Source organism: Micromonospora jinlongensis (assembly GCF_013410645.1).
GTDB classification, from domain to species: domain Bacteria; phylum Actinomycetota; class Actinomycetes; order Mycobacteriales; family Micromonosporaceae; genus Micromonospora; species Micromonospora zamorensis.
In genome coordinates this window covers 4,770,816-4,795,242 of sequence record NZ_JACCHK010000001.1, presented here as the reverse complement: position 1 = coordinate 4,795,242, position 24,427 = coordinate 4,770,816, and the positions used below count along the sequence as shown (strand labels likewise).

The following is a 24,427-nucleotide window of genomic DNA, read 5'->3' as shown; positions in this document are numbered from 1 at the left end:
TGCCCCAACAGGCGACAGTGCCTGGGAAAACGTTACGGGGCTGTCAGCTCCCGGACAGTCAGCTCACCCTCGGCGTACTGCGAACGGACGACCTTCTTGTCGAACTTGCCCACGCTGGTCTTCGGCACCGCGTCGATGAACGCCCAGCGCTCGGGCAACTGCCAACGCGCCACCGAGCCGGCCAGGAAGTCCCGCAGCTCCTCGGCGGTCACCGAGGCGCCCTCCCGGACCACAACGGTGGCCAGCGGTCGTTCGTCCCACCGCTCGTCCGGCACACCCACCACACATGCCTCCAGCACCGCCGGGTGGCCCATCAGCGCGTTTTCCAGCTCGACGGAGGAAATCCATTCACCGCCGGACTTGATCACGTCCTTGGCGCGGTCGGTCAGCGTGATGTAGCCGTCCGGCGAGAGGGTGCCCACGTCGCCGGTGCGTAGCCAGCCGTCGCGGAACTTCTCCTCGTCCGGGGCGTCGTCACCGACGTACCGGGCGGTCACCCACGGCCCACGGACCTCCAGCTCGCCCACGGCCCTGCCGTCGGCGGGCAACGGCTCGGCCGACGGGCCGACGATCCGCGCCTGCACCCCCGCCGGCACCCGCCCCTGGGTGTAGCGGTAGCGCCACTCCTGCTCCCCGGTCGCACCGGCGGGCGGACGCGAGACCGACCCCAGCGGGGACATCTCGGTCATCCCCCAGGCGTGGATCACGTCGATGCCGTGCCGCTCGTCGAACGCGTGCATCAGCGCCGGCGGGCAGGCCGAGCCACCGACGATCACCTCGGTGAGCGAGGACGTGTCGACGTCGTGGCTGTCCAGGTAGGCGAGCAGATCGGTCCAGATGGTCGGCACCGCCCCGGCCAGGGTGGGCCGCTCGGCCGCGATCATCTCTGCGATCGGCGCGGCCTGGAGGAACCGGTCCGGCATGATCAGCGACGCGCCGGAGAGGAAGGCCGCGTACGGCAGGCCCCAGGACATCGCGTGGAACATCGGCACGATGGCCAGCTCCCGGTCGGTCGGCCCGAGACCGAAGCCCTCCGGCATGCAGACCTGCAACGAGTGCAGGTAGATGGACCGGTGCGAGTAGGCCACGCCCTTCGGGTTGCCGGTGGTGCCCGAGGTGTAGCAGAGGGCCGCGGCGTCACGCTCGTCCACCTCGGGCCAGTCGTACACCTCGGGCCGGTCGGCGAGCAGCGCGTCCCAGTGGTGCACGGTGATCCGGTCGCCGGCCGCAGCCACCAGCGGCGCCGGGTCGCCACCACCGACCACCACCACGTGCCGCACCGTGCTCAGCTCGCCGATCACCCGGGCCAGCAGCGGAATGAGCGTGCTGTCGACCAGCACCACCCGGTCCTCGGCGTGGTTGGCGATGTAGACGACCTGGTCGGGAAAGAGCCGGATGTTGAGCGTGTGCAGCACCGCACCCATGCTCGGCACCGCGAAGTAGGCGACCAGATGCTCGTTGTTGTTCCACATGAAGGTGGCGACCCGCTCGTCACCGGTCACCCCGCACTCGTCGCGCAGCGCGTGTGCCAGCCGGGCGGCGGTGCGACCCACCTCGGCGTACGTCATTCGGCGGGGCTCCGCGCCGGTCCAGGTCACCACCTCGGCCATGCCGTGTACGCCTGCGCCGTGGTCGAGGATCCGGGAGACCTGAAGGGGGGCGTCCATCATCGTGCTACGCATGGGTAACAAGCTAGTGTCGGCGGTCACACGTTGGGAACCCCCGTAAGTTGTCGCAGGTGAGCATCTCCTGGGCCGACTCATACGTAGGGCAGTTACGCGCGATCGCCGGAGACCGGACGCTGATGTTCGTCGGCGCTCGTGCCGTGGTCAACGACAACGCCGGGCGGATCCTGCTGATCCAGCGCTCGGACAACGGGCAGTGGGCCATGCCGGCCGGTGCGATGGAGCTGGGTGAGTCGATCGCCGACTGCGCGGTCCGCGAGGTCCGCGAGGAGACCGGGTTGCGCGCGCTGCGGGTCTGCGCGTTCGCCCTCTACACCGGCCCGGACCGGACGAGCACCAACATGTACGGGCACACGTACCAGGTCTTCACGACGGCGTTCAAGGTGGAGGAGTGGGACGGGCAGCTCGCCCGGGTCACCGACGAGACCACCGACGCCGGCTTCTTCCCCCGGGACCGGTTCCCCGCCCCGCTCTCCGCCTCGGTCGCCGAAACGCTGGCCGATCTGGACGTCTTCGAGCAGACCAACCGGCTCATCCTCAAGTAGGGCGGCCCCCGGGTCGCCTTACTGCGGGTAGCGCTGCCCGGCGAAGAACCCCTCCTGGATCCAGTTCGGGTACGCGACCGGCAGCTTGGTGGCCTCGTCCAGCTCGGTGAGGTCCTGCTCGGTCAGGGTGAGATCCGAGGCGGCGATGTTGTCGACCAACTGCTCGTGCTTGCGCGCACCGACGATCACGCTGGTCACGGCCGGCCGGGACAGCAGCCAGGCCACCGCCACCCGGGCCGGGCTCACCTCGTGCCGCTCGGCGACACCCTTGAGCACGTCGACCACGGCGAAGGCGTGCTCCCTGTCGAACGGGGTGAAGCTGGCGTAACCGGGCTGGGCGCTGCGCGCGCCGCTGTCGGCGACGGCGCCGTCCCGGCTGACCTTGCCGGAGAGGAAACCACCGGCGAGCGGGCTCCACACGGTCAGCCCGACGCCCGCGTCGAGCGCCATCGGCACCACGTCGCGCTCCACGTCGCGGCCCAGCAGGGAGTAGTACTCCTGCACCGAGACGAAGCCGGCCAGCTTCTCCCGGGCGGAGATGCCCAGCGCCTTGGACATCTGCCAGGCGGCGAAGTTGGCGGCGCCGATGTAGCGGACCTTGCCCTGCCGGACCGCGTCGTCCAGCGCCCGCAGCATCTCCTCCATCGGGGTGACCTGGTCGAAGTTGTGGATCTGATACAGGTCGATGTGATCGGTGCCCAGCCGGCGCAGGCTGTCCTCCAGGTTCTGCATGATGTGCAGCCGGGAGGTGCCGACGTCGTTCGGGCCGGGGCCGGTCCGGGAGTGCACCTTGGTGGCCAGCACCACGTCGCGGCGCCGCTTGCCGAGCGCCTGGCCGAGCAGTTCCTCGCTCTCGCCGTCGCTGTAGCCGTCTGCGGTGTCGATGAAGTTGACCCCGGCGTCCAGCGCGGTGTCCACCATCCGCTGGACGTCCGGCAGCGCCAGCCCGCCGAGGGTGCCCCAGAGGGGGTGTCCGCTGCCACCGAAGGTCATCGCGCCGAGCGAGATCTCCGAGACGTACACCCCGGTGGTGCCCAACAGTCGGTACTTCACGTGTTGCTCCTCGCGGTGCGGGGGTCGGAGGCCGCGGTCGGGCGCTCCCTGGTCAGAGTGTCGGACAGTGTGTCCGGCAACGAGCGTACGTCGCCCACCCCGCACCCGCCCACCTAGGATTCCGGCTATGCCTTCGATCACCCGCCGTCGCCCGCGCAACCCCGATGGGCGGGCCGCCGTCGAAGCGCGGGTGCTGGCGGCCACCGAGCGACTCCTCCAGGAGGGGATCCGCTTCACCGACCTCGGCGTGCAGCGCATCGCCGCCGAGGCCGGGGTGGCGCGGTCGACCTTCTACACCCACTTCCGGGACAAGAGCGAACTGCTCATGCGTCTCGCCGGCACCATGCGGGAGAGCTCCTTCGGCCGCACCGGCGAGTGGAACCCCGCCGGGCCGGGCGATCCGCTCGCGTCGCTGACCGAGATCTTCGCCGACGTGATCCGGATATACCGGACACACGCTCCGGTGCTGGCGGCGGTCAGCGAGGTCGCCGCGTACGACGAGGTGGTCCGGGAGTACTGGGCGGCGGGGCTGGAACAGTTCGTGGCGCGCACCGTGCAGGTGCTCCGCGCCGAACAGGAGGCCGGGCGTACCCCTGCGAGCATCGACGCGGTGACCGCGAGCCGGCTGATCGTGATCGGCGGCGACCGCTTCCTCGCCGATCACGTCAGCGCCACCTCGGCCGACCCCGACACCGACGCGTCGGCTGCGAGAGAGTTGGCCGCGACCTGGTGGTACGGCGTCTACCGCCGCCCCGCCTGACCGACCCGGACCGACACCGACCTCGCTCAGATCATCGTCTGGGACTTGGCCTCCATGTCGGCGGCGGCCTCTTCCTTGGACTCGCGGGTCAGCGGCTTGCCGCCCGATGCCGGGGCCTCACCGCCGAGCGGGTCGGCACCGCCGGTCGCGCCCTGCGGGCCGGCGCCCCGCAGTTGCGTGTTGGGCAGCGTCAGGGTGACCACCACCGCCACGATGGCGATCAGACCGGCGGTCAGGAAGACCATGTCCAGCGCGTCGACGAAGGCGCCCTGGATGGCCGCGCGGACCGGCCCCGGGAGGGCCAGGATGGTCGCCGGGTCGTTGATCGAGATGTTGGTGCCACCACTCGCCGCCACGGCGGCCTGCTCCTGCGGCGGAAGCTGCGCGATGGCACCGGGCAGCCGGTCGGAGAGCCCGCTGGCCAGCCGGGACGACAGCACCGTGCCGAGGATCGCCACCCCGAACGAACCCCCCAGTGACCGGAAGAAGGTCGCCGAGGAGGTGCCGGCCCCCAGGTCGCGTACGGAGACCGCGTTCTGCACCGCCAGGATCAGCGACTGCATACACAGACCCAGCCCGACGCCGATCACCACCATGAACCCGAACGCCACCCAGAGGGAGGTGGCCACCTCCAGTTGGGTGAACAGGAACATGCCGACCAGCAGGGTCACCGAGCCGGCCACCGGAAACCACTTGTACCGGCCGATCCGGGTCATCGCGCGGCCGGTCAGGATCGAGGTGATGATGATGCCGGCCATCATCGGCAGCATCAGCAGACCGCTGCGGGTCGGCGAGGCGCCCTTGACGATCTGCAGGTACAGCGGGATGAAGATGATCGAACCGAACATCACCAGACCGATGATGAGCAGTGCCGAGTTGGCCAGCGCGAAGGTGGCGCTCCGGAACAGTCGCAGCGGCAGGATCGGCTCGGCGACCCGGGCCTCCTGGAGGACGAAGAGCACCCCCAGCACCGCACCGACGACGAAGAGCCCGATGATCACGCCGGAGCCCCAGGCGTACTCGTTGCCACCCCAACTCAGCGCGAGCAGCAGCGAACTCACCCCGGCTACCAGCAGGCCGGCGCCGAGCCAGTCGATCGAGTGGTCCCGGCGTTCGAAGGGGATCAACCGCATCACGTGGTAACAGACCACGATGGCCAGGATCGCCAGCGGCACGTTGATGTAGAAGATCCACCGCCAGTCGGTCTCCGCGAAGTAACCACCGACCAGCGGCCCCGCCACCGACGAGATCCCGAAGACGGCGCCGAACAGACCCTGGTAGCGACCACGCTCCCGGGGCGACACCACGTCCGAGATGATGGTGAACGCGAGGGTCAGCAGACCACCGGCTCCGAGGCCCTGGATGCCCCGGGTGACGATCAGCTGGGTCATGTTCTGGGACAGCCCGGCCAGCAGCGACCCGACCAGGAACGTGCCGATCGAGAAGAGGAAGACCGGTCTGCGCCCGTACAGGTCGGCCATCTTGCCGTACAGCGGCGTGGACGCGGTCGAGGCGAGCAGGTACGCGGTGACCACCCACGAGTAGTGGTTGATCCCGCCCAGCTCGCCGACGATGGTCGGCAGGGCCGTACCCACGATGGTCTGGTCGAGCGCGGCCAACAGCATGCCGGTCATCAGACCGAACATGAGCAGCCGAATCTGCTGACGATTCAGCACCGGCGCGCCGGAGGCTTCGGTGGTCATGTGGCCTTCTATCCCGGACAGCGCGGAACATGCGCCCAACCACAAAAAACCCACCCCACCCGGACCCCATCCGGATCGTTGATCATGAAGTTATCGTCACGACACGCCGAGCTGGAGGGCGATAACTTCATGATCAACGGGGACTGGGCGGGGTGGGGTGGGGTTTCGTTAGGCGGCGAAGGTTTTTGTGATCTCTGCGCAGAAGGCCGGGAGGTCGTCGGGCTTTCTGCTGCTGGTCAGGTTGCCGTCGGTTACGCATTCCTCGTCGACCCAGGTCGCGCCCGCGTTGGTCAGATCGGTACGCAGGGTGGGCCAGGAGGTGATCCGTCGGCCCCGCACCACGTCCGCCTCGATCAGCGTCCACGGGCCGTGGCAGATCACCCCGACGGGCTTGCCCGCGTCGAAGAACGCCTTCACGAACCGCACCGCGTCCGGGTCGCCACGCAGGAAGTCCGGGTTCGCCACCCCACCGGGCAGCACCAGAGCGTCGTAGCCAGCGGCGTCCGCCGTGTCCGCGGTCACGTCCACGTCGTACGTCTTCGACTGGTCCAGATGGTTGAAGGACTGGATGGAGCCGGGCTTGAGCGAGACCAGCTCGACCGTCGCGCCGGCGTTCTCGACCGCCTCGCGCGGCTGGACGTACTCGACCTCCTCGACGCCGTCAGCGGCCAGGAAGGCGATCCTCTTGCCCTGCAGTTGCGCTGCCATCTCGGTACATCTCCTTTCCGGGGTTACCTCAGTTCCCTTCCCGACCCGGAACGCCCGAAACAGGTCCGACAGGTGCGGAACCGCCGAAGGCCGGACCGAGCGTCGCGCAGGTTTGTCCCGGAGGGCGGTGGGGACCCGGGGAGGCATGGCAGGAGCAGCAGCGGAACAGCGCCGGCTGGCCACCGTCGTGGAGAGCTGGCTCGGGCGCCCAGTCCTGATCGTCGGTGATGCCATGTTGGACGAATGGCGCTTCGCCGACTCCGACCGGCTCTGCCGAGAGGCACCAGCTCCGGTCCTGACCCTGCGCAGGCGGATCTCCGCCGCCGGTGGCGCCGCGAACACCGCGGTCAACGTCGCCGCCCTGGGTGGCCGGGCGGTGCTGGTGGCACCGGTCGGCGCCGACGTGGCCGGCGACGAACTGCACGACTGTCTGGACCGCGCCGGCGTCTGGGACCGGACGGTCAACCTGCCGGGACGGCCCACCCCGGTGAAGCGGCGGATGCTCGCCGGCAACCAGATCCTGCTGCGCGAGGACTCCGGCGACCCGGACGACGCACTCGACCCGGAGGGCGTGACCCGGCTGCTCACCGCCCTGAGCTGCGCCACCGAGGAGCTGCGCGCCGCCGCCGGTGGGGAGGCACCGACCCTGGTGGTCTGCGACTACGGCCTGGGTGCGCTGCCCGCGCCGGTCCGCGCGTGGCTGGTCGAGCAACGCGAGCGGTACGCCACTGTCGCGCTGGACGCCCACGACCTCGCCGACTGGCGGGGGCTCGCGCCGACCGTCGTCACCCCCAGCTTCGCCGAGGCGACCCGGCTGCTGGCCCGGGCCGGCGGCACCAGCCGGACGACCACGGGGACCGGACTGCACCTGGAACACCCCGACGGCGACCCGGCCGACGGACCGTCCGAACTGACCGTCGGCGCCGCACCCGGTGGGGTACGCGCCGACGACAGCACCGCCGACCCGACGCCGGAGCCGTCGCCGGCCGATCGCCCCGGGCCGGTCGGTGAGCCCGTTCCGGGCGAGGGTCGGGTGGCCCTCACCGGCGACGGTCTCAGCGTCACCGGCACCGGCGTCACGGTCAACACCCAGGCCGGCGAGGGCGTCGACCGGGCCGTCCTGGCCGAGTCGCGGCTGGCCGAGTTGCGCGCGCACACCGGCGCCGACGTGGTCGCGGTGACCCTGGACACCGAGGGCGCGGTGGTCGGCGGCGCCGACGGGGCGCCGCGACGCAGCCACAGCACCCCGGTCCCGGCGAGCCACGCCGTGGGGGCCGGTGACGCGTACCTGGCGGCGATGACGTTGGCGCTGGCCGCCGACGCGCCGCTGCCCACCGCCGCCCAGCTCGCCCAGTTGGCGGCCACCATCACCGTCTCCGACACCGGCACCTGCGTGTGCCGACGGGAGGACCTGCTCACCGCGCTCGAACAGCGGACCGAGTCCACGGGCCATGCCGCACTGGTCGACACCGACGAGTTGGACGCGATAGTCGCCGAGTACCGCGAGGCGGGACGGTCGGTGGTGTTCACCAACGGCTGCTTCGACGTGCTGCACCGAGGGCACGTGCGCTACCTGGAGCAGGCCCGCGCGCTGGGCGACCTGCTCATCGTGGCGGTCAACTCGGACGGCAGCGTACGCCGGCTGAAGGGCACCGACCGTCCGGTGAACCCGGTCGAGGACCGGGCTGCCCTGCTCGCCGCACTCGCCTGCGTGGACCACGTCGTGGTCTTCGAGGAGGACTCGCCCGCCACGCTGATCGAAGCGGTACGGCCGGACGTGTACGTCAAGGGCGGGGACTACCCACCGGAGCTGGTCCCGGAGGCACCGCTGGTGCGCCGGCTGGGCGGCCAGGTGCGCACCCTGGGGTACGTGCCGGACCGGTCCACCTCCGCGATCATCGAGCGGATCAGGTCACACAGCCAGGATCCGTCGGCGCACCCCGTCGACCGGGAGCCCGACCCGTCGCTGAGCACCCGCACCCAGGCGTCGTGAACCGCCCCCTCGTCCTCGGCACGCCGGAGGAGTTCCGCGCCGACCGGCTGCTCGACGTGCTGATTCCGACCCGGAACCGCCCCGCCGAGCTGGCGGTCACCCTCGGCGGGCTCGCCGCGCAGGACGGCGTACCCGGTTTCGGGGTGGTGGTCAGCGACCAGTCCGACGGAGATCCGGCGTACGCGCATCCCGCCGCAGCCACCATGGTCCGGGCGCTGCGTCACCGGGGTCACCCGGTGCTGCTGACCCGTCGGCTGCCCCGACGGGGGTTGGCCGAACACCGGGCGTACCTGCTCGCCGCCTCGGCCGCCCGTTACGTCCTCAGCCTCGACGACGACATCTGGTTGGAACCGGGGGCGGTGCACCGGCTGATCACGGCGATCGGCGAGCTGGGCTGCGGGTTCGTGGGCAACGGCGTGCACGGGCTCTCGTACGCCGACGACGTGCGGCCGGAGTCGCACGGGCACTACGAGGAATGGATCGGCCCCCCGACACCGGAGCGGATCCGCCCGGACACCCCGGAGTGGAACCGCGCCCGGATCCACTCGGCGGCCAACCTGCTGCACATCACCCAGCACTTGGCGCTGCCTCCGGGGGCGTGGCGGGCGTACAAGGTCTCCTGGATCGGCGGGTGCGTGCTCTACGACCGGGCCAAGCTCGTCGACGCCGGTGGCTTCGACTTTTGGCGTCGGGTGCAGGAGAAGCACCAGGGTGAGGACGTGGCCGCGCAGCTCTCGGTGCTGGCCCGGCACGGCGGGGCGGGCATCCTGCCCAGCGGCGCGTACCACCTGGAGTCCCCCACCACCGTCACCGACCGGGACGTGGAGGCGTGGGAGGTCGTATTGGCCGACGAGGACAGCCCTCAGCCGGCCTGAACTACGGGGTGAGCAACTCCCGGGCGGCTTCCAGCACCTCGATCACCGGGACGTCAGCCACGAAGGAATCCTGGTGCGGGCACTCGCCGTCGCCGGGCCGGTGCGGGTAGATGCCCGGTGTGCAGTCCACCCCACAGACCGGGCAGTGCACCATCCAGGAGCAGATCGGCCGGTGCCGGCCGCGCAACGGATTCGCCGTGTTGATCAGGTTGCCGACCCAGAAGATGCCCACCGTGGGCGCGCCCACCGCGGCGGCCACGTGCAGCGGGCCGGTGTCGTTGGAGACGACCAGCGCGCAGTCGGCGTAGCAACCCAGTAGCCCGCCGAGGCTGAGCGTGCCCACCTGTGGCCGCACCGGCACCCCGGCCGCCGCGACGACGCGGTCTACCACCTCCTGCTCGGAGGGTGTGCCGGTGACCAGCACCTCGTAGCCGTCGCCGTGCAGCTCACGGGCCACCTCGGCGAAGCGTTCGGCGGGCCAACGTCGGCGGGTGTCGCTGGCTCCCGGGTGCAGCGCCACCCGGGGTCGGCTCGCCGGGCCGAGCACCCGGGCTGCCTCGGCCCGGTCGGTGTCGGTCACCGCCAGCGTCGGCACGATGGTGGTCGCCGGTGCTCCCACCAGCGCCACCACCTCGAGGTAGCGGATCACCTCGTGCTGGTAGTAGACGTAGCGCAGCCAGCGGTCCAGCGGCGGCGCGTCGTCGGCGCGCAGGCCGACCGTCACCCGGGCACCGAGGCGACCAATGATCGGGTTGGAGTTCGCGCCGCCACCGTGGATCTGCACCGCCAGGTCGAAACCCTCACGCGTCGCAGCGGCCAGGAAGTCGTCCATCGACGAGTCCGCCTCGCCCGGGTCGGGCGCACGAATGCCGGGTGCCGGCGGCACCACCAGCACCCGGTCCACCGGGCCGGGCCGGTCGCGCCAGAGCTTCGCGTGCCACGGCGCGCCGAGCAGCACGATCTCCGCCGACGGGTACGCGGCACGCAACGCCTCCAGCGCCGGCAACGCGAACACGAAGTCGCCAAGTGCGTTGGCGCGCAGCACGGCGATCCGCCGCACGTCGGGGAGGCGCTCGGCGGTCGGGCCGAGCAGAGCCGGGGTGACCACGCAGGCCGCTACGGCCGGTCGATCTCGGTGTCCGGGCGGTGCAACTCCCGGTCCGCGGCGGGATCGGCCGGCATCGGCGTACCAGTGGAGAAGTCGCCGGAGCGCGGCCCGGTGCGACCGACGGTGATGGTGCGCGGCGCGGGCCGGGTCGCCCGGGGCAGGCGGACCCGGAGCAGGCCATGGTCCATGACCGCGTCGATGGCTTCCGGGTCGACCCGCGACGGCAGGTTGATGCGGTACTCGAAGCCCCGCGTCTCGAAACCGCCGGGGATGCCCTGGTCGGCGTTGACCTCCGCCTCGGAGCGGGCCCGCACGCACAGTTCGAGGTCGTCCAACTCGACCGCCACCTCCTCCGGTGCCACCCCGGGCAGCCGGACCACGACCTCCCAGCCGTCGGCGGTCTCGCTCAACTCGACGTCGGACGCGCCGGCCCGGCCGCCGACCAGGCGACTCAGCTCGGAGCGCAGCGACTGAAGCTCACCCATCGGGTCCCAGCCCTGCTGCCGGCCGCCCCGCCAACCCCGGCCGAAGCCGCCGGACTGCTGCTCGCTCATCACACATCTCCGATCCGCTGAACGGCCGCGGGCGGCCGTAGGGAGCTGGGCGCGTCCAGGCCGGCATCGCGGTCGACGCCCACACCGAGCCGGTCGACCAGCTCGCCGCCGAGCCAGGCGCTGATGCCGAGGATCGCCAACGCGACAATCTCGACGACGAGCAACGCGCCGCCAGCGGCGCGGGAGTCGGCGTTGAGCCGGACCACCCAGATCGCGGCGAAGAGCAGGATCACCGCGAGGTTGGCCCCGGCGTGCAGCAGGCCCACCCGCTTGGCGCGGGTGCCCGTCGGGATCGCCAGCAGGTCGAACGAGCCGGCCACCGCGGCCAGCAGGCCGCCGACCAGGCCGACGGTGATGTTCCAGTACGCGACCTCGCCGAGCAGGTCCGGCCCGCCGACGGTGTCCACCACGTCGAACAGCACCGCCGTGGCCAGCAGCGCGACCGGGAACATGACCAGCATCGGATGGACTGGGTGACCCAGCACCTTGAGTCGGCTCTCCATCTCCCGGCCTCCACTGATCGGCGTCCTGCGAACGGTCTCGTGCGGTGGGCGCGTCGGATGAGGCCGTACCCCCGGCAACCGGGCACAAACCTCGCGCTGGTCACGGCGGCCTAGGCTGACAATGGCGGGGCCCGCCAACGGGTCAACGCCTGAGGGAGGATCAACGTGACGGTGGAGATCACTTCGCACGAGGAGTTACGCGAGCTGCTCGGCGTGCCGACCGCGCGGGCCGTCGACAAGGAACGCACCCGCCTGCACGAGCGGGACCGCGAATGGCTCGCCGCCTCGCCGTTCTGCCTGGTGGCCACGGCCGGCGCGGACGGCAGTTGCGACGTCTCCCCCAAGGGCGACCCGGCCGGGTTCGCCCTGGTGCTGGACGACAGGACCGTCGCGCTGCCCGAGCGGCCCGGCAACAAGCGGGCCGACGGCTACCGCAACATCCTCGACAACCCGCACGTCGGGCTGCTCTTCCTCATCCCGGGGCGGACCGACACCCTGCGGATCAACGGGCGCGCCCGTCTGGTGAGCGACGCGCCCTGGTTCGACGACATGGTGGTCAAGGGGCACCGCCCGGTGCTCGCCGTGGTGGTGGAGATCGAGCAGATCTTCTACCACTGCGCGAAGGCGTTCCTGCGGTCCGCGCTGTGGCAGCCGGAGACCTGGCAGCCCGACGCGCTGCCGTCCCGAGCACGCCTGATCAAGGAGGTCGAGGCGCCGGTGGAGAGCCTCGAAGACCTGGAACGGCACTACGGCCCGGAGTACGCCACGAAGATCTACGTCTGATCGCGGACCAGATCAGGCCGACCAACCGGCAGGGTTGCCGAACGACTCCCGGGAGATGCCGGAGCCGGTCTCCGGCCATGAACCAAACCGGTCGTTGTGCAGATGGGCGAAGAAGTAACACATGCTTTCGCACTCGGCGTCCGGCAGGGCCATGGCGGGATCGGCGCAGACCGCCTCGTAGTAACCCCGGCCGAGCGCGACGATGAAGCCCCGGCAGTAGAGGAAGCCATCGTCTGACCCGTCGGTCACCTCGTGGACATCCTCCCGATCAATGTCGTGCAGCTTGCGCTCCACCACCCGGTCGAGGTCCGTCAACTCCGGCCCGGTCAGCTCGGCGCACAGGTGCCCGAGCCGGTCCAGGAACCGGTCCAGCCAGTCGTCCATCGCGTAGGACGGGGCGTCGTCGCCGGCATCGTCGGCGGGGTCGCGCTCGACGAGGGCCCGCCGCAGCGCCAGGGGCTCGGGGCCCAGCTCGGCCCACGCCGCCTCGATGAGCGACCACAGTCGGGCCTCGTCGGCGGAGGTGGGCATGGTCGGCGGGGCATCGGTGGTCACGGTCACCGCCGGACCGTATCGACCACCACCGACACTTCCGGTCGCCTGGCGGCAGGCTCACTCCGGGGCGGTCGACACCATCCACAGGTGACCGTCCGGATCGGCGAACACCGCCGCGTACCCCCAGGGTTGGGCTTGCGGCTCGGTGACCACCTCGCCGCCGGCGGCGCGCGCCCGCTCGACGATCGCGTCCGCGTCGGCGGGCGAGGCGACGCCGAGGCTGAGCACGCACTCGCTCTGCCCCCGCGCGGCGACCTCGTGCCGGCCGATCACCCAACGGAAGCCCCCGGTCGGGACCAGCATCAGCCGCAAACCGTCGTTGACCACGAACTGCAACGGCTCCGGGAGGCCGTCGTCGGCCAACTCACCGACGGCGTCGAGGCCGAGACCGTCGCGATAGAAGCGGTACGAGGTGGCACGGTCGGCGATGGGCAGGCTGACGGTCACCGGTACGAAGGTCATGGGCGGACGCCTCCAGATCGTCGGACGGGCACCGGGCAGGATGAGCGCTTCGGGCCCGGTCCGCGGAGTCACGATAAGACGTGGCGGCCGATGTCGCCGCTCCTTCATCCTGCGCGGAGCCGGCCGACCAACGACTGCCGGGCAGGGAAGGACGACGAGTTGGAAAGGCACCGCTGGATCACGACGGGCTACGCGCATGGCTCCTGGCTCACCCGATTGGGAGGGTGTCGTCTGGCATCACCCGGACGGCCGGATGGCGAAGCTGAAGCGTCGCGACTTTCCCGTCTGATCTAGCGTCTCCGGGGTGGACGTTGACGGCTGGTTGGCAGACACCCGCACCTCCTACGACACCGTCGCGGCCAGCTACGCACACCTGGTGAGCGGCCTGCTGGCGGAAGCTCCGCACGAACGGGCGGCTCTGAGGCTGTTCGCCGAGCTCGTGGACGGCGTCGGTGGTGGGCCGGTCGCGGATGTGGGCTGCGGGACGGGCCGCATCACCGCCCACCTGCGCACGCTCGGCGTCGATGCCTTCGGGATCGACCTCTCACCCGGGATGATCGCCGTGGCCCGCCGCGATCATCCCGGCCTGAGGTTCGAGGTGGGCTCGATGACCGATCTCGACCTGGCCGACGGGTCGGTCGCCGGCCTGATCGCCTGGTACTCGCTCATCCACATCCCGGACGACCAGCTCGGCGCGGTGTTCGCGCACTTCCGGCGGGTGGTGCGTCCCGGTGGTCCGCTGCTGCTCGGCTTCCACGTGGGCGACGAGACGACGCTCAAGACGGCGGGCTACGGCGGCCACCCCATGAAGGTGCACGTCCATCGCCGCCAGCCGGCCCAGGTGGCGGCCTGGCTGCACGACAGCGGATTCCGGGTCGAGTCACAAACGACTCTCACCTCACCGGAGAGCAGGCTCGGCGGCATCATCTTCGGACGACGAGAGCCCTGATCATCGTTGCCGGCGCTCCGTGACCCCTGCTAACCTGAAACTGCGAACGCTGTTAGCGGTTTGCCGACCTGAATGAGGAACTGATGACGGACGACGCGCGGCCCGTCTGGGTGCTCGGTGGCGGCGGAGTGACGGGCATCGCCTGGGAGGTGGGCGTCCTCGTCGGACTCGCGGACGAGGGGGTGACCGTGACTCCGGAAGCAGTACTCATCGGCACGAGTTCCGGCGCTGTCGTGGGCGCCCAGATCGTCAGCGGAGCTCCGCTGGGCGAGCTCTACGAACGTCAACGCCAGGGCGTGGCCCACGAGACCTCGACCGCACTGAGCCTCCTTCACCTCCTGCGCCTCGCCCGAGCGCAACTGTTCGCCCGGAGCCCCGAGCAGGCCGCTCGCCGCCTCGGTCGCCTCGCAATCGCCACGTCCACCCCCGACCCGTCACGACAACGCCGGATAGCTGAGGCCCGCCTGCCGAGTCACACCTGGAAGGACGCGGACCTGCGCATCGTCGTCGTCGACGCGGAGTCGGGCAGCAGCCGCACCATCACCCGGCACGACGGTGTCTCCCTCGTGGACGCCGTCGCCGCGAGCTGCGCCATGCCGCTCTCCAGCGCGCCGGTGACCATCGACGGCCACCGGTACATGGACGGGGGCATGCGCTCGACTCTCAACCTCGACCTCGCTCCCGGGGTCGGCCCGGTGGTCGCCCTCGCGCCCAGCACCGCCGCCATCGGGCCGTGGGCGCGCATCGCGAAGCAGCGAGCCGCACTGGGCGAAACCCGCCGGGTGGAGCTGCTCCTGCGGGATCCAGCGTCCAGACGAGCGCAGGGAACGAACGTGATGGACAGATCCGTCGTGCCCGCGCTGGTCGCCGCCGCCCGAGACCAGGGTCGGCGCGAGGCGTCACGGGTGGCTGCCGCACTGGCCACGACCAGCCACTCGTAGGCTGCACGGCTCATCACGCAGCGGCCCGACAACCAACCCGAGCCGGTCAAGTAGCGGCTGTCCAGACTGCTGCCACCACCGGCAGCGCCGACCTTGTCCGCCGCGGCAGATCCGCTGGCGCATCGAACCCGGCCTAGCTGGGGCCGCCATCGGCGAGAAACATCAGGCCGGCGGTGGCCGCGACCCCTAGCGCCCAAGGGTTCGTTGAGGCGCGCCGGCGCGGTGGTGACGTCGTCGACGGGCCCGCCGCAATCGAGCCTGTACGCAGTGCTTCGTGCGCTCGCGCGCCGAGCAGCGTGCAAACCCGCTCGTACCTGCCCAGGCACACGCCGCCGCGACGGAAACGGCGACGCGGGGCCAGACCCGCCAGTCCTACGGAGATCGAATCGTCAAACGCGCTGAGCAGGTCAAACCCAAGGTGTCGAGCAGGGCCAAGCCGGCAACATCGACGCGGCGAAGGCCACCTTTGAGAAGGTGCTTTCCACCGAGGCCGACAACAAGTTCGCCTGGTTCAACCTGGGCTTCATAGCGCAGTCGCGCAACCAGCCCGACGAGGCGATCGGCAACTACGACAAGGCATTGGCGGCTGACGCCGACTACAAGCCAGCCCTTTACAACAAGGCCATTGTCTTGGAGAGCAAGGCTCCGACGACGTCGATAGACATCTACCGCAAGCTCGTGTCGATCGACGACAAGTCGTCAACCGCCTACCTCCGGCTCGGCATGTTGCTGTCCCAATCCGGTGACGAGGGAGCGGCGCGGGACGCCTTCAAGGCGGCAATCCAGCTGGACAAGGGGCTCACTTCAGCGGTTCCGGCGAAGTACCGCGCGACCCCTGCCCCTCGGTCCTCGACACCGGCGGGTAGGTGATTACCTCAATGCGTACACCGCGCGTAACGGTCTTCACGGGGAGCAATCGCACCCGTTTCATCGACGAATGCTCCCGATCATTGCTCGCGCAGACCTTCACCGACTGGGAATGGGTGGTCATTCTCAACCAGGGGTCTCGTTGGCGGCCCGAGACGCAGGACGACCGAATTCGCCTCATTGTCCAGGACAACCTGAACGGCGTTGGAGCAGTGAAGGGGTACGCCTGCGCCCAGGCTGCCGGAGAGATCCTGGTAGAGCTTGACGACGACGATCTGCTCAGTAGCGACTGCCTGCAACAAATCGTTGACGCCTTCGACGCCAACCCGGCGGCGGGGTTCGTCTACAGCGACACCGCACAGATCCAGGAGGACGGCGGCCGCTGTGAAGACCGCTTCGCGAGTTCATTCGGCTGGCGGCACTACGACGAGGAGGTGGACGGCCGCGACGTGCTGGCCTGCCGTGCATTGCCGCCGACGCCGCACAATGTGAGCTACATCTGGTACGCCCCCAACCATGTGCGAGCCTTCCGCCGGGACATCTACGAGAAGGTCGGCGGATACGACGAGTCACTCGACGTGGCGGACGACGCCGACCTTATGGCTCGGATCTACCAGGTGAGCGAATTCCATCACATTCCCAAATGCCTGTACCTGCAGCGCATGCATGCCAAGAACACGCAGCGCGTTCCAGATCTCAACGCCCGCATCCAGCAGCGTACTGTGGAGATCTACGACCGAAATATTCAACAGAATGCGCTGACCTGGTCGCGGCGACAGGGACTTCTGGCGCTCGACCTGGGTGCCGCTCACAACAAGCCGGAAGGGTATGTCGGCCTGGACTACCACGACGGGCCGGGCGTCGACATGGTCTGCGACGTGACGAAGGGAGTCGACCTTCCGGACAACAGCGTCGGGGTAATTCGGGCCGTCGATTTCCTGGAACATATCCCGGACAAAATCGCACTGTTCAACGAGTTGTACCGACTGCTCGCGCCGAACGGGATGCTGTTGTCGCTGACACCCAGCACCGACGGCCGGGGCGCCTACCAGGATCCGACGCATGTGGCGTTCTACAACGAGAACTCGTTCTGGTATTTCACGGACGCCACCTATTCTCGATTCGTACCTGAAATCAAGTGTAGATTCCAGGCGTCGCGCTTGGTCACCTACTTCCCGAGTGAATGGCACAAGACACACAGCATCCCGTACGTCTCAGCGAATCTCATCGCGATCAAGGACGACGCCCTCCGCAACGGCGGCCCGTTGAAAATATGACTGGGGGTGGGGTGACGTTTTCGCTGGGGTGATCTCGTACCACCGCTGCCGCAGCTGCCCGCCCCCTGGAGCTGACTCCACCGGTCCGTACGGTGCCGGCGGGCAGGTCCGGGAACGACCCTCGACTCCCGCTCGGGCGGGCACGGCGGGGACCATCCGGCGCCTCGGCCCATCTAAGTCCGCCCAGCTTACAAAACCTCCCAACGACATGATCCAGGCAATGGGCCTTACATCCCTTGTGGAGGGATTTGAGCAGGGACGCCGCGCCGCGGGTTACTCAGCGCAGTCGAGGACGTCCATCTAGGTCTTGCTCTTCCGCTCGCTGACGGTAATATCTCCATGTTTTTGCTTGCAACGGGGAGGAAGACCACATGCGATGGAAGGTCCCGGCTGGCGCCCTATTGGCGCTGGCCTTTTTGATTCCGGCGGCACCGGCGATGGCTCAAGTCGAATCGCCCGGGCTGAACGCGGCCTGCCAGACGGTCGAGCGCAAGGTGCACAAGGACATCCGCAAGCTTCTCGCCGCCATCGACCTGGATACCGCCACCACCGTACAACTGCGGGTGTTGACCGCCCAGATCCTGGCCGATGCAAACGCCAACAAGTTTCCCGTTCTGCCTGGCGTAATACAGAAGCGACTGGATGGCACCACGGATGATCTCCGCGCTTTCCTCAAGACGGACGTGCAGAAGGCCTGGTTGACGGATCTGCGGATCTCGGTGGTCCGGACGTTGACGGACGCCGGCCCCAACGTCAAGGCGGCCACGCAAAAGGTGCTCGACGAGGGTGAGATCGATGCGTATCTGGCTTACCTGAACGACGGCCTGTACGCCGCGCGTGCGCTTGACTGCGCGTCTCAGCCCACGCCGACGCCGACGTCTCAGCCGACGCCGAGCGCCACGCCCAGCGCCACGACGACCGTTGCACCGACCCCCACTTCCTCCGCCAGCCTGGGCGCTCCCGGCGGCGAGAACGGTGAGGGCGGTGGGCTGCCCGTGACCGGTGCCAACACCGCAATCGTGGCCGGCGTTGGCGGTGCGCTTCTGCTCCTCGGCGGCGCGGGCTACCTGATCGGACGCCGACGCCGTTCCAGCTTCGTGGCATAGACACCCGATCGCGCCCGGTTCGATGCTTCATCGGGCCGGGCGCGATCGCGCTGTTCTGACGAGGTTCGTCCGACCCAGCCATGACGCTCCTCAGTAGCGACGCCCAGGTTCCGGTTAGGAGGTGGGAGGCACCCACCGGCCGAACCTCATGTCGTCAATGCGGTCGCCGCGGAGCATTCCGGTGTCGACGGCTTCCAGCTCGCTAAGCGAGACCTCGGGGAGCTGTCCGCCGCCCGCTGGCCACGGTCTCCCGAGTCCGTTCTCGTTGCGGTCACCGATGCTGTCGGCATCGATCGCCCCGGACGGGTGTTCGCCGGTCCGGTTGGACCCGCTTGTGTGCTCAACTCCGCTCAAGTCGACTGGTCAGCTCGGTCACGATCTCTTCTGTTGAGCGGGTGGCGTCGACGTTGATCAAGGAGCCTGCGGCGCGGTAATGGGCCAGGACGGGGGCACTGTGCTTGTGGTAGACGCTCAATTGATGTGCGACGGCGGCAGGGGCGTCGTCGTCACGATGGAACACCTTGCTACCGCACCGGTCGCAGACGCCTTCGACGAGCGTCGGTAACGACTCGATGTGCCAGATCTTCCCGCAGCCCCGGCACGTGCGGCGTCCAGTCAAACGCCGCGTTGCCTCGGCATCGGCCAGGACAAGCTCGACCGCTTGAATCCCCAACGTCTCCATCGACCGCATCACCGACAGCGTCGGGAACTCCGTCCAGTAGACGAAGCCGCCGACCGCGTCGGGCTCGCCAAGCCGGCGCTGCACGATCGCGGCGATGAGCTCGGGCGCTGGAAGCTGTTCGGCGTTCATGCTTCGACGCAGATCGTCGCCGAGCTCCGATCCCGCACGCACCGCTGACTGAATCGCGTCCCGAATGGAGATCGAGGGAAGCCCGAGCCGCGCGGCAAGATGATCGGCCACCTCAGCCGTCTCCGCACCAGGTGACCCGATCAAGACCAGCCTGGTCTCCGCCAACGCCACGGCTCGATCCTATTCCGCTGGAGTCGATAGCACTTGACCCACCGACCCCACACTGCCATGGGATCTCTCGAGCTTCCCTGGCCTGGCGTCGCCCCCACCTGTGGCCAGGCATCGCCCTGGACCGGCTGCTCCAGCTTTCACACGAAGGTCGCGCGGGAAGCTGCGGCACAACTGGAGGGGCGCTGTGGTCCGGTGAGTAGGGGTCTGCTGCTCACTTGGCTGCTCGGCCTGAAGACGGCAAGCAAAAGGCCCAGGTCATGATCGGCGTTCAAGCCGGTGACCTGGGCCTTTCCATGGAGCCGCCTGACGGAATCGAACCGTCGACCTACGCATTACGAGTGCGTCGCTCTAGCCGACTGAGCTAAGGCGGCAACGATCAGCAAGTGTACGGCACCACCCGCCCTCCGCTCGAACGGGATGCCCCTGGCGGTCCCGCCGTCGCCAACCGGACATCGGCCGCCATCTAGCCGTTTACCGGACAGCGGGTGATCGAATGCGGGACTACGCTGCGGCGGGTGAGCGACGAACGCGACGATTCCCCCCAGCAGGAGCGTCCTGCCCGCCCCCCGGGTGGCGAGCAGGAGCGTCCTGCCCGCCCCCCGGGTGGCGAACGCGCCGCCCACCGTCCGCGTAGCACCGACCCGCTGGAGCTGGGCTTCACGCCGCGCAAACCGGTGCCGTGGCTGGCGCCGTTCCTGCTGATCAGCACCGGCATCCGTACGCTGCTGGCCGTGCTCTTCGGGGCTTACCTGGACAAGCGCGAGTTGCAGAACGCGTTCGGCGACGACGTCTTCCGCCAGGTCGGGCCGGACGGCGGGCTGTGGCTGGACTATGTTGCCGACCTGGGCGACGGCTTCAACGCCACGTACTCGGTGGCGTACCTCCTGGCGCAGCCGGAGCTGACGGTGGACGGGCACCGGTTGGCCCGGGCGCAGACCCTGGTGATGGGTGGCGACCAGGTGTACCCGTCGGCGGCCTACGCCTCGTACGAGGACCGGTGCAAGGGCCCGTACCAGGCCGCGCTGCCGGTGGCACCGCCCGAGAAGCCCACACTCTTCGCGGTGCCGGGCAACCACGACTGGTACGACGGACTGACCGCTTTCCTGCGGTTGTTCGTCCGCTCCCGGGACCGGAACTTCGCCGGGTGGCGCACCGGGCAGTCACGGTCGTACTTCGCGGTGGAGCTGCCCGCCGGCTGGTGGCTTCTCGGCGTGGACGACCAGTCCGGCTCGTACCTGGACGACCCGCAGTTGGCCTACTTCGACGAGGTCGCCCGGCAGCTCGGCCCGGAGTCGAAGGTGATCATCGCGGCGCCGGCACCGACCTGGGTCAAGGCGGCCGACAACCCCACGGCGTACGACTCGATCGACTACTTCATCCGGACGATCATCGACCCGACCGGGGCACGGGTGCGGCTGCTGCTCTCCGGCGACCTGCACCACTACGCCCGCTATTCCGGGCCGGACCGGCAACTGATCACGTGCGGCGGCGGCGGGGCCTATCTCTACCCCACGCACAAGCTGCCCGAGCGGATCGAGGTCCCACCGCGGGACACGCTGGCCCGCCGGGCCAGCTCGGCCCAGCCGTACGACCTGGTGGCCCGTTACCCGGACGCGGCGCGCTCCCGGCGCTACGGCTGGGGCATCTTCACCCGGCTGCCGTTCCGCAATCCCGGCTTCACCACTCTGCTCGGGACCCTGCACACCCTGCTCATGCTGGCCATGGCGGGCGCCACCGCGAACTGGGCCGACAGCACCAATCAGCGGCTGTTCAGCGTTCCGCTGGTGTTGATGGTGCTCGTGACGGTGCTGGCGGCGATTCTGTTCGCCAAGCCGCCCAGCGCGAGCGGCAAACGCCACGCACGGCACGGCATCCTGGGCGTCAGTCATGGCGTGGCGCATGTGGCCCTGGCGGCGGCCGGCACCTGGGTGTGGTTGGCGCTGCCGTTCTACGACTGGCCGTGGCCGCTGCCGGCGGTCGCCGCAGCGGTTCTCTACGGCCCGGTGATCGGTCTGGTGGCCAGTCAGCTGGTGGCGGCGTATCTGTTGGTGGCGGGTTCGTTCGGGGTGAACGTCAACGAACTCTTCGCCGGGCAGGGCATTGAGGACTCCAAGGTGTTCCTGCGGATGCGCATCGACCCGGACGGCACGCTGACGATCTACCCGATCGCGGTGGACCGGGTCTCCCGCGACTGGCAGGTGAACCCCGACCAGGCCCCCACCCAAAGCTGGCTGACCCCGAAAACCCGCCTGATCCCCCACCTACCGGAACCCCCCACAGTCCTGCACTGACCCCCTCCCACCCCCTCTCCTTCCGTTGACCATGAAGTTGTTGCCCCGACACGCCGGTCTGGTTGGCAATAACTTCATGATCAACGGGGACAGGGACAGGGGTGGGGGTGGGGGTGGGGACAGGGTCAGGGGGTGTAGTGCTGGTCGTGGGCCTGGCGGGGGGCGCAGACGGAGGCGCGGGAGCAGGAGCAGCGGGAGCCGTCGGCGTCGAGCCGGACCGTCACCGCGTCGCGCGGAACGCTGTGGCCGACCACCCGGCCGTCGCCCTCGGGTGTGGAGACCCGGCTGCCGACCGCCGGGGCGGTCTCCTGGAAGCGCTGGTACAGCGGATGTTCGTACTTCAGGCAGCACATCAACCGGCCGCACGCGCCGGAGATGCGCAGCGGGTTCAGCGGCAGGTCCTGGTCCTTCGCCATCCGGATGGTCACCGGCTCGAAGTCGGTGAGGAACGTGGCGCAGCACAGGTCCCGACCGCAGGAGCCGATGCCGCCCTGCACCCGCGCCGAGTCGCGGGCGGAGAGCTGACGCAGCTCGACCCGACAGTGCAGGGTGGCGCCGAGGTCACGGACCAGGGAGCGGAAGTCCACCCGGTGCGGGGCGGTGAAGTAGACGGTGCTGCGCTCGCCGCCACCCTCGGTGGAGCCGAGCACGTGGTCGACGGCCACCACCTTCATCGGCAGGCCGTGCGAGCGGATCAGCCGTTTCGCGGCGACCTTGGCCTCGGCCTTGCGGCGACGCAGCGCCTCGTCCCGGCGCAGGTCGTCGTCGGCGGCCAGCCCCACCAGGCGGGGAAACCCGTCGGTCTCCTCGGTGACCCACTGGGCGGCCCACACGCACTCCGCCACCTCAGGCCCGTCGTCGGTGGGCACCAGCACCTTGTCGCCCACCTGTGGGCGCAACTCGCCGGGGTCGAGGTAGTAGAGGCGCCCGTACCGGTTGAAGCTGACCGCGCAGAGCATGCCCATCCCCCCACCCTACGACGGTCCCGGGCCGAGAGGCACGTCGGCCGTCGCCGGACGACTACGCCCCGCTGCCATTCACGACCGTCGACTTGACCTATTGCCGGGCGGCCCGTCGTGCCGTTGCTCCTCGCCCGGACGGTTGATTCCGTGCCGGGGCACGAGACAAGACGCACCCCGGAGGCGTTGAGTGGAGGCATACCTGCGGGGGGTGCAGGGGGAAGACCACGGCGTCGCCGTGGGGCCGGCTCAGGTCAGGCGCCCGCGAGCGACGCCGTGGCCTGTCCGGGACCCGGTGGGCCCCGGCCGGGGATCTGGCTACCAGCCGACACGGGTGGGCTGGTCGTAGCGGGGTCGCCCGTCAACCGGCGGCCGCCACGCAGCCTCGGCGAGGCTCGGCGCCCACTGACGCAGCAGCGTCTCCGCACCGTCGTACGCGACGCACAGCACCGCCAGCACCCGCGCGCCGATCTCGGCAGCGTCGGCCACACCCGGCCCGATCGGCCCGGGGCGTGTCGACACACCAGCGGCGGTGGCGGCGACCACGGCGACCGCCTCGGCCGAGCGGAGCACGTCGGCCAGCGTCCGGGCGAGCGCGAGACGGCTGCCCTCCACCCAGTCGGCGAGGGCATCGGCGTAGCCGGCCGTGGACTCGAGTCGCCCGACCAGGCTGTCCGGGCCCTCGTCGAGGTGGCGCAGCAGTGCCGCCCGCTGCTGCCCGTACGCGGTGGCGGCCGGGCCGGACCAGAGCACCCCGTCGGTGAGCGCGGCGGAGACGTCGTCGTATCCCCGGACCAGCCGGCGCACCGCGTGCCCGGCGCCGGCGAGCGGCGCGGGGTGGAGGTCGAGGAAGCCGCGGACGGCGTCGCCCGGCAGCACCTGCATCCGGCGCAGCAGCGGCCAGACCCGGTGCCCCTCGGGGACACCCGCGGCGATCAGCGCGTCCACCCGGCGCAGCAGGTCGAGGCCGGGCTCGGCGAGCCGGTCCAGCGCGTCCATCAGGGCTCCCCGGCGAGCCGGCGGCGGGCCGCCCGGTCGACTTCGGCATAGCGGTCGGCGGCCTCCCGCACCGCCGCGGCGGCGGCGGACAGTCGACCGGCGGCGGCGCGGGCCTCGCGGGCCCGGTCGTCGGTGGCGGTGGTCCACTGCCGGTGCAGCGCGCGACCGATCTCGCCTGGGCGACCCGGGGCGTCGGTGCCGAACGCGGCCTGGGCCGGGTCGGTGGCGGTGACGGTGCGCGAAACAGCGGTGAGCGTGGCGCTCGCCTCGTCCAGCCGGGCGGAGAGCGCGCGCAGTGTGTCCATCTCAGGCTCCCGCGAGCGGTCGGTAGGCGGCGAACGTCTCGTTGTGCAGCTTTTCCCGGGCCCACTCGGCGGCATCGGCCGCCGCGGTGACCGCGGCCTGCACGGAGCCGGCCACATCCCGAGGGCTGCGGGTGTGCAGCGGCCCGAGGAAACGGACGTCGGTGATCCGCCCACCGGCGGTGACCACCACCTCGACCAGACCGTCCGGCGACCGGACGGTCACCTCGACGGTGGACACCGCCTGGTCGAACTCGGCCTGGAGGGACTCGATCCGGCGGTAGCGCCGCACCGCCTCCTCGATCCAGGCTTCGTCGATCTCCCCCCGCGGCATCGGCCGACTCCTCCCGGGTGATCCATCACTCAGCGTGCTGCCACCGTCACCACGGCACACCGGACCGTACCGCACAGCAATTGCGCGTGTCGATGCCTGTGGATGACCAGTCCGGCCAGCGGGACCAGGCCCC

General features: G+C 70.0%; 25 protein-coding genes, 1 tRNA gene and 1 pseudogene. 12 read left to right on the top strand and 15 right to left on the bottom strand.

Features of this window, described 5'->3' with window-relative positions; translation table 11 throughout:
- Nucleotides 1-32: 32 nt before the first annotated feature.
- Entirely contained in the window at nt 33-1,682 is a 1,650-nt protein-coding gene (locus HNR22_RS21425) for a fatty acid--CoA ligase (protein WP_246380975.1), read from the bottom strand.
- 56 nt (nt 1,683-1,738) lie between these two features.
- Here HNR22_RS21425 and HNR22_RS21420 point away from each other — a divergent pair, with 56 nt between their 5' ends.
- Nucleotides 1,739-2,230, top strand: coding sequence for an NUDIX domain-containing protein (locus HNR22_RS21420; protein ID WP_179781833.1), 492 nt, complete (start codon nt 1,739-1,741; stop codon nt 2,228-2,230).
- An 18-nt stretch (nt 2,231-2,248) separates the two neighbouring features.
- On the opposite strand, the gene HNR22_RS21415 is transcribed toward HNR22_RS21420, so the two are convergent.
- Entirely contained in the window at nt 2,249-3,283 is a 1,035-nt protein-coding gene (locus tag HNR22_RS21415) for an aldo/keto reductase (protein WP_179781832.1), read from the bottom strand.
- A 127-nt stretch (nt 3,284-3,410) separates the two neighbouring features.
- On the opposite strand from HNR22_RS21415, the gene HNR22_RS31015 reads away from it, so the two are divergent.
- A complete protein-coding gene (locus HNR22_RS31015) occupies nt 3,411-4,043 on the top strand; it encodes a TetR/AcrR family transcriptional regulator (RefSeq protein WP_218906571.1) in 633 nt (210 codons plus the stop codon).
- A gap of 26 nt (nt 4,044-4,069) precedes the next feature.
- Here the strand turns inward: HNR22_RS31015 and HNR22_RS21405 are convergent, their stop codons facing one another.
- Nucleotides 4,070-5,746 carry an MDR family MFS transporter gene (locus HNR22_RS21405; RefSeq protein ID WP_179781831.1) on the bottom strand — a complete coding sequence of 559 codons (1,677 nt, stop codon included), beginning with the start codon at nt 5,744-5,746 and terminating at the stop codon, nt 4,070-4,072.
- 168 nt (nt 5,747-5,914) lie between these two features.
- Nucleotides 5,915-6,454: a type 1 glutamine amidotransferase domain-containing protein gene (locus HNR22_RS21400; protein ID WP_179781830.1), complete on the bottom strand. Its 540-nt coding sequence runs from the start codon at nt 6,452-6,454 to the stop codon at nt 5,915-5,917.
- Nucleotides 6,455-6,599: 145 nt separating this feature from the next.
- Between HNR22_RS21400 and rfaE2 the strand changes: the two genes are divergently transcribed.
- Nucleotides 6,600-8,447 carry a D-glycero-beta-D-manno-heptose 1-phosphate adenylyltransferase gene (gene rfaE2 / locus HNR22_RS21395; protein WP_179781829.1) on the top strand — a complete coding sequence of 616 codons (1,848 nt, stop codon included), beginning with the start codon at nt 6,600-6,602 and terminating at the stop codon, nt 8,445-8,447.
- Nucleotides 8,444-9,322: a glycosyltransferase gene (locus tag HNR22_RS21390; RefSeq protein ID WP_179781828.1), complete on the top strand. Its 879-nt coding sequence runs from the start codon at nt 8,444-8,446 to the stop codon at nt 9,320-9,322. Before rfaE2 ends, HNR22_RS21390 begins: the two co-directional genes overlap by 4 nt.
- A gap of 1 nt (nt 9,323) precedes the next feature.
- Here the strand turns inward: HNR22_RS21390 and HNR22_RS21385 are convergent, their stop codons facing one another.
- The 3 genes from HNR22_RS21385 to HNR22_RS21375 are packed head-to-tail and all read right to left on the bottom strand — an operon-like array spanning nt 9,324 to nt 11,487.
- A complete protein-coding gene (locus HNR22_RS21385) occupies nt 9,324-10,430 on the bottom strand; it encodes a glycosyltransferase family 9 protein (protein WP_179781827.1) in 1,107 nt (368 codons plus the stop codon).
- An 8-nt stretch (nt 10,431-10,438) separates the two neighbouring features.
- Complete coding sequence (locus HNR22_RS21380) at nt 10,439-10,984, bottom strand: Hsp20/alpha crystallin family protein (RefSeq protein ID WP_179781826.1); 546 nt, start codon at nt 10,982-10,984, stop codon at nt 10,439-10,441.
- Nucleotides 10,984-11,487, bottom strand: coding sequence for a DUF2231 domain-containing protein (locus HNR22_RS21375; protein ID WP_179781825.1), 504 nt, complete (start codon nt 11,485-11,487; stop codon nt 10,984-10,986). The genes HNR22_RS21380 and HNR22_RS21375 overlap by 1 nt, the downstream gene beginning before the upstream one ends.
- 165 nt (nt 11,488-11,652) lie before the next feature.
- Between HNR22_RS21375 and HNR22_RS21370 the strand changes: the two genes are divergently transcribed.
- Entirely contained in the window at nt 11,653-12,270 is a 618-nt protein-coding gene (locus tag HNR22_RS21370) for an MSMEG_1061 family FMN-dependent PPOX-type flavoprotein (RefSeq protein ID WP_179781824.1), read from the top strand.
- A 12-nt stretch (nt 12,271-12,282) separates the two neighbouring features.
- Here HNR22_RS21370 and HNR22_RS21365 read toward each other — a convergent pair whose 3' ends face one another.
- On the bottom strand, nt 12,283-12,831 hold the full coding sequence (locus HNR22_RS21365; protein WP_343059905.1) for a DUF4240 domain-containing protein: 549 nt from the start codon (nt 12,829-12,831) through the stop codon (nt 12,283-12,285).
- Between the two features lie 51 nt (nt 12,832-12,882).
- On the bottom strand, nt 12,883-13,287 hold the full coding sequence (locus HNR22_RS21360; protein ID WP_179781823.1) for a VOC family protein: 405 nt from the start codon (nt 13,285-13,287) through the stop codon (nt 12,883-12,885).
- 304 nt (nt 13,288-13,591) lie between these two features.
- Here HNR22_RS21360 and HNR22_RS21355 point away from each other — a divergent pair, with 304 nt between their 5' ends.
- From HNR22_RS21355 to HNR22_RS21335, 6 genes and pseudogenes are all read left to right on the top strand, one after another.
- A complete protein-coding gene (locus tag HNR22_RS21355) occupies nt 13,592-14,236 on the top strand; it encodes a methyltransferase domain-containing protein (protein WP_179781822.1) in 645 nt (214 codons plus the stop codon).
- A gap of 83 nt (nt 14,237-14,319) precedes the next feature.
- On the top strand, nt 14,320-15,177 hold the full coding sequence (locus tag HNR22_RS21350) for a patatin-like phospholipase family protein (protein ID WP_179781821.1): 858 nt from the start codon (nt 14,320-14,322) through the stop codon (nt 15,175-15,177).
- Nucleotides 15,178-15,606: 429 nt separating this feature from the next.
- Nucleotides 15,607-15,858: pseudogene (locus tag HNR22_RS32065) on the top strand (tetratricopeptide repeat protein); the annotation flags it as partial.
- Nucleotides 15,856-16,047 carry a hypothetical protein gene (locus HNR22_RS31715; RefSeq protein WP_343060047.1) on the top strand — a complete coding sequence of 64 codons (192 nt, stop codon included), beginning with the start codon at nt 15,856-15,858 and terminating at the stop codon, nt 16,045-16,047. The pseudogene HNR22_RS32065 and the gene HNR22_RS31715, both read left to right, overlap by 3 nt.
- 8 nt (nt 16,048-16,055) lie before the next feature.
- Nucleotides 16,056-17,321 carry a glycosyltransferase gene (locus HNR22_RS21340; RefSeq protein ID WP_179781819.1) on the top strand — a complete coding sequence of 422 codons (1,266 nt, stop codon included), beginning with the start codon at nt 16,056-16,058 and terminating at the stop codon, nt 17,319-17,321.
- Nucleotides 17,322-17,692: 371 nt separating this feature from the next.
- Nucleotides 17,693-18,427 carry an LPXTG cell wall anchor domain-containing protein gene (locus HNR22_RS21335; RefSeq protein WP_179781818.1) on the top strand — a complete coding sequence of 245 codons (735 nt, stop codon included), beginning with the start codon at nt 17,693-17,695 and terminating at the stop codon, nt 18,425-18,427.
- A 340-nt stretch (nt 18,428-18,767) separates the two neighbouring features.
- On the opposite strand, the gene HNR22_RS21330 is transcribed toward HNR22_RS21335, so the two are convergent.
- A complete protein-coding gene (locus HNR22_RS21330) occupies nt 18,768-19,409 on the bottom strand; it encodes a nucleoside monophosphate kinase (RefSeq protein ID WP_179781817.1) in 642 nt (213 codons plus the stop codon).
- Between the two features lie 294 nt (nt 19,410-19,703).
- Nucleotides 19,704-19,780, bottom strand: a tRNA-Thr gene (locus HNR22_RS21325).
- A 144-nt stretch (nt 19,781-19,924) separates the two neighbouring features.
- On the opposite strand from HNR22_RS21325, the gene HNR22_RS21320 reads away from it, so the two are divergent.
- Complete coding sequence (locus HNR22_RS21320) at nt 19,925-21,700, top strand: metallophosphoesterase family protein (protein WP_343059904.1); 1,776 nt, start codon at nt 19,925-19,927, stop codon at nt 21,698-21,700.
- Nucleotides 21,701-21,825: 125 nt separating this feature from the next.
- On the opposite strand, the gene HNR22_RS21315 is transcribed toward HNR22_RS21320, so the two are convergent.
- The 4 genes from HNR22_RS21315 to HNR22_RS21300 all read right to left on the bottom strand — a co-directional run bounded on the left by HNR22_RS21315 (nt 21,826) and on the right by HNR22_RS21300 (nt 24,294).
- Nucleotides 21,826-22,665: a PSP1 domain-containing protein gene (locus tag HNR22_RS21315; protein ID WP_179781816.1), complete on the bottom strand. Its 840-nt coding sequence runs from the start codon at nt 22,663-22,665 to the stop codon at nt 21,826-21,828.
- A gap of 312 nt (nt 22,666-22,977) precedes the next feature.
- Nucleotides 22,978-23,658 carry a hypothetical protein gene (locus HNR22_RS21310; protein ID WP_179781815.1) on the bottom strand — a complete coding sequence of 227 codons (681 nt, stop codon included), beginning with the start codon at nt 23,656-23,658 and terminating at the stop codon, nt 22,978-22,980.
- Nucleotides 23,658-23,963, bottom strand: coding sequence for a hypothetical protein (locus tag HNR22_RS21305; RefSeq protein WP_179781814.1), 306 nt, complete (start codon nt 23,961-23,963; stop codon nt 23,658-23,660). The genes HNR22_RS21310 and HNR22_RS21305 overlap by 1 nt, the downstream gene beginning before the upstream one ends.
- A 1-nt stretch (nt 23,964) precedes the next feature.
- On the bottom strand, nt 23,965-24,294 hold the full coding sequence (locus HNR22_RS21300) for a YbaB/EbfC family nucleoid-associated protein (RefSeq protein ID WP_007454690.1): 330 nt from the start codon (nt 24,292-24,294) through the stop codon (nt 23,965-23,967).
- Nucleotides 24,295-24,427 lie beyond the last annotated feature (133 nt).

What these genes read in the sequence shown, in the direction of transcription:
- HNR22_RS21360 (WP_179781823.1), bottom strand. Translation starts at nt 13,287, where the DNA reads ATGACCTTCGTACCGGTGACCGTCAGCCTGCCCATCGCCGACCGTGCC.
- HNR22_RS21405 (WP_179781831.1), bottom strand. Translation starts at nt 5,746, where the DNA reads ATGACCACCGAAGCCTCCGGCGCGCCGGTGCTGAATCGTCAGCAGATT.
- HNR22_RS21380 (WP_179781826.1), bottom strand. Translation starts at nt 10,984, where the DNA reads ATGAGCGAGCAGCAGTCCGGCGGCTTCGGCCGGGGTTGGCGGGGCGGC.
- HNR22_RS21335 (WP_179781818.1), top strand. Translation starts at nt 17,693, where the DNA reads ATGCGATGGAAGGTCCCGGCTGGCGCCCTATTGGCGCTGGCCTTTTTG.
- HNR22_RS21315 (WP_179781816.1), bottom strand. Translation starts at nt 22,665, where the DNA reads ATGGGCATGCTCTGCGCGGTCAGCTTCAACCGGTACGGGCGCCTCTAC.
- HNR22_RS21400 (WP_179781830.1), bottom strand. Translation starts at nt 6,454, where the DNA reads ATGGCAGCGCAACTGCAGGGCAAGAGGATCGCCTTCCTGGCCGCTGAC.
- rfaE2 (WP_179781829.1), top strand. Translation starts at nt 6,600, where the DNA reads ATGGCAGGAGCAGCAGCGGAACAGCGCCGGCTGGCCACCGTCGTGGAG.
- HNR22_RS31015 (WP_218906571.1), top strand. Translation starts at nt 3,411, where the DNA reads ATGCCTTCGATCACCCGCCGTCGCCCGCGCAACCCCGATGGGCGGGCC.
- HNR22_RS21425 (WP_246380975.1), bottom strand. Translation starts at nt 1,682, where the DNA reads ATGCGTAGCACGATGATGGACGCCCCCCTTCAGGTCTCCCGGATCCTC.
- HNR22_RS21300 (WP_007454690.1), bottom strand. Translation starts at nt 24,294, where the DNA reads ATGCCGCGGGGGGAGATCGACGAAGCCTGGATCGAGGAGGCGGTGCGG.
- HNR22_RS21375 (WP_179781825.1), bottom strand. Translation starts at nt 11,487, where the DNA reads ATGGAGAGCCGACTCAAGGTGCTGGGTCACCCAGTCCATCCGATGCTG.
- HNR22_RS21305 (WP_179781814.1), bottom strand. Translation starts at nt 23,963, where the DNA reads ATGGACACACTGCGCGCGCTCTCCGCCCGGCTGGACGAGGCGAGCGCC.
- HNR22_RS21340 (WP_179781819.1), top strand. Translation starts at nt 16,056, where the DNA reads ATGCGTACACCGCGCGTAACGGTCTTCACGGGGAGCAATCGCACCCGT.
- HNR22_RS21310 (WP_179781815.1), bottom strand. Translation starts at nt 23,658, where the DNA reads ATGGACGCGCTGGACCGGCTCGCCGAGCCCGGCCTCGACCTGCTGCGC.
- HNR22_RS21350 (WP_179781821.1), top strand. Translation starts at nt 14,320, where the DNA reads ATGACGGACGACGCGCGGCCCGTCTGGGTGCTCGGTGGCGGCGGAGTG.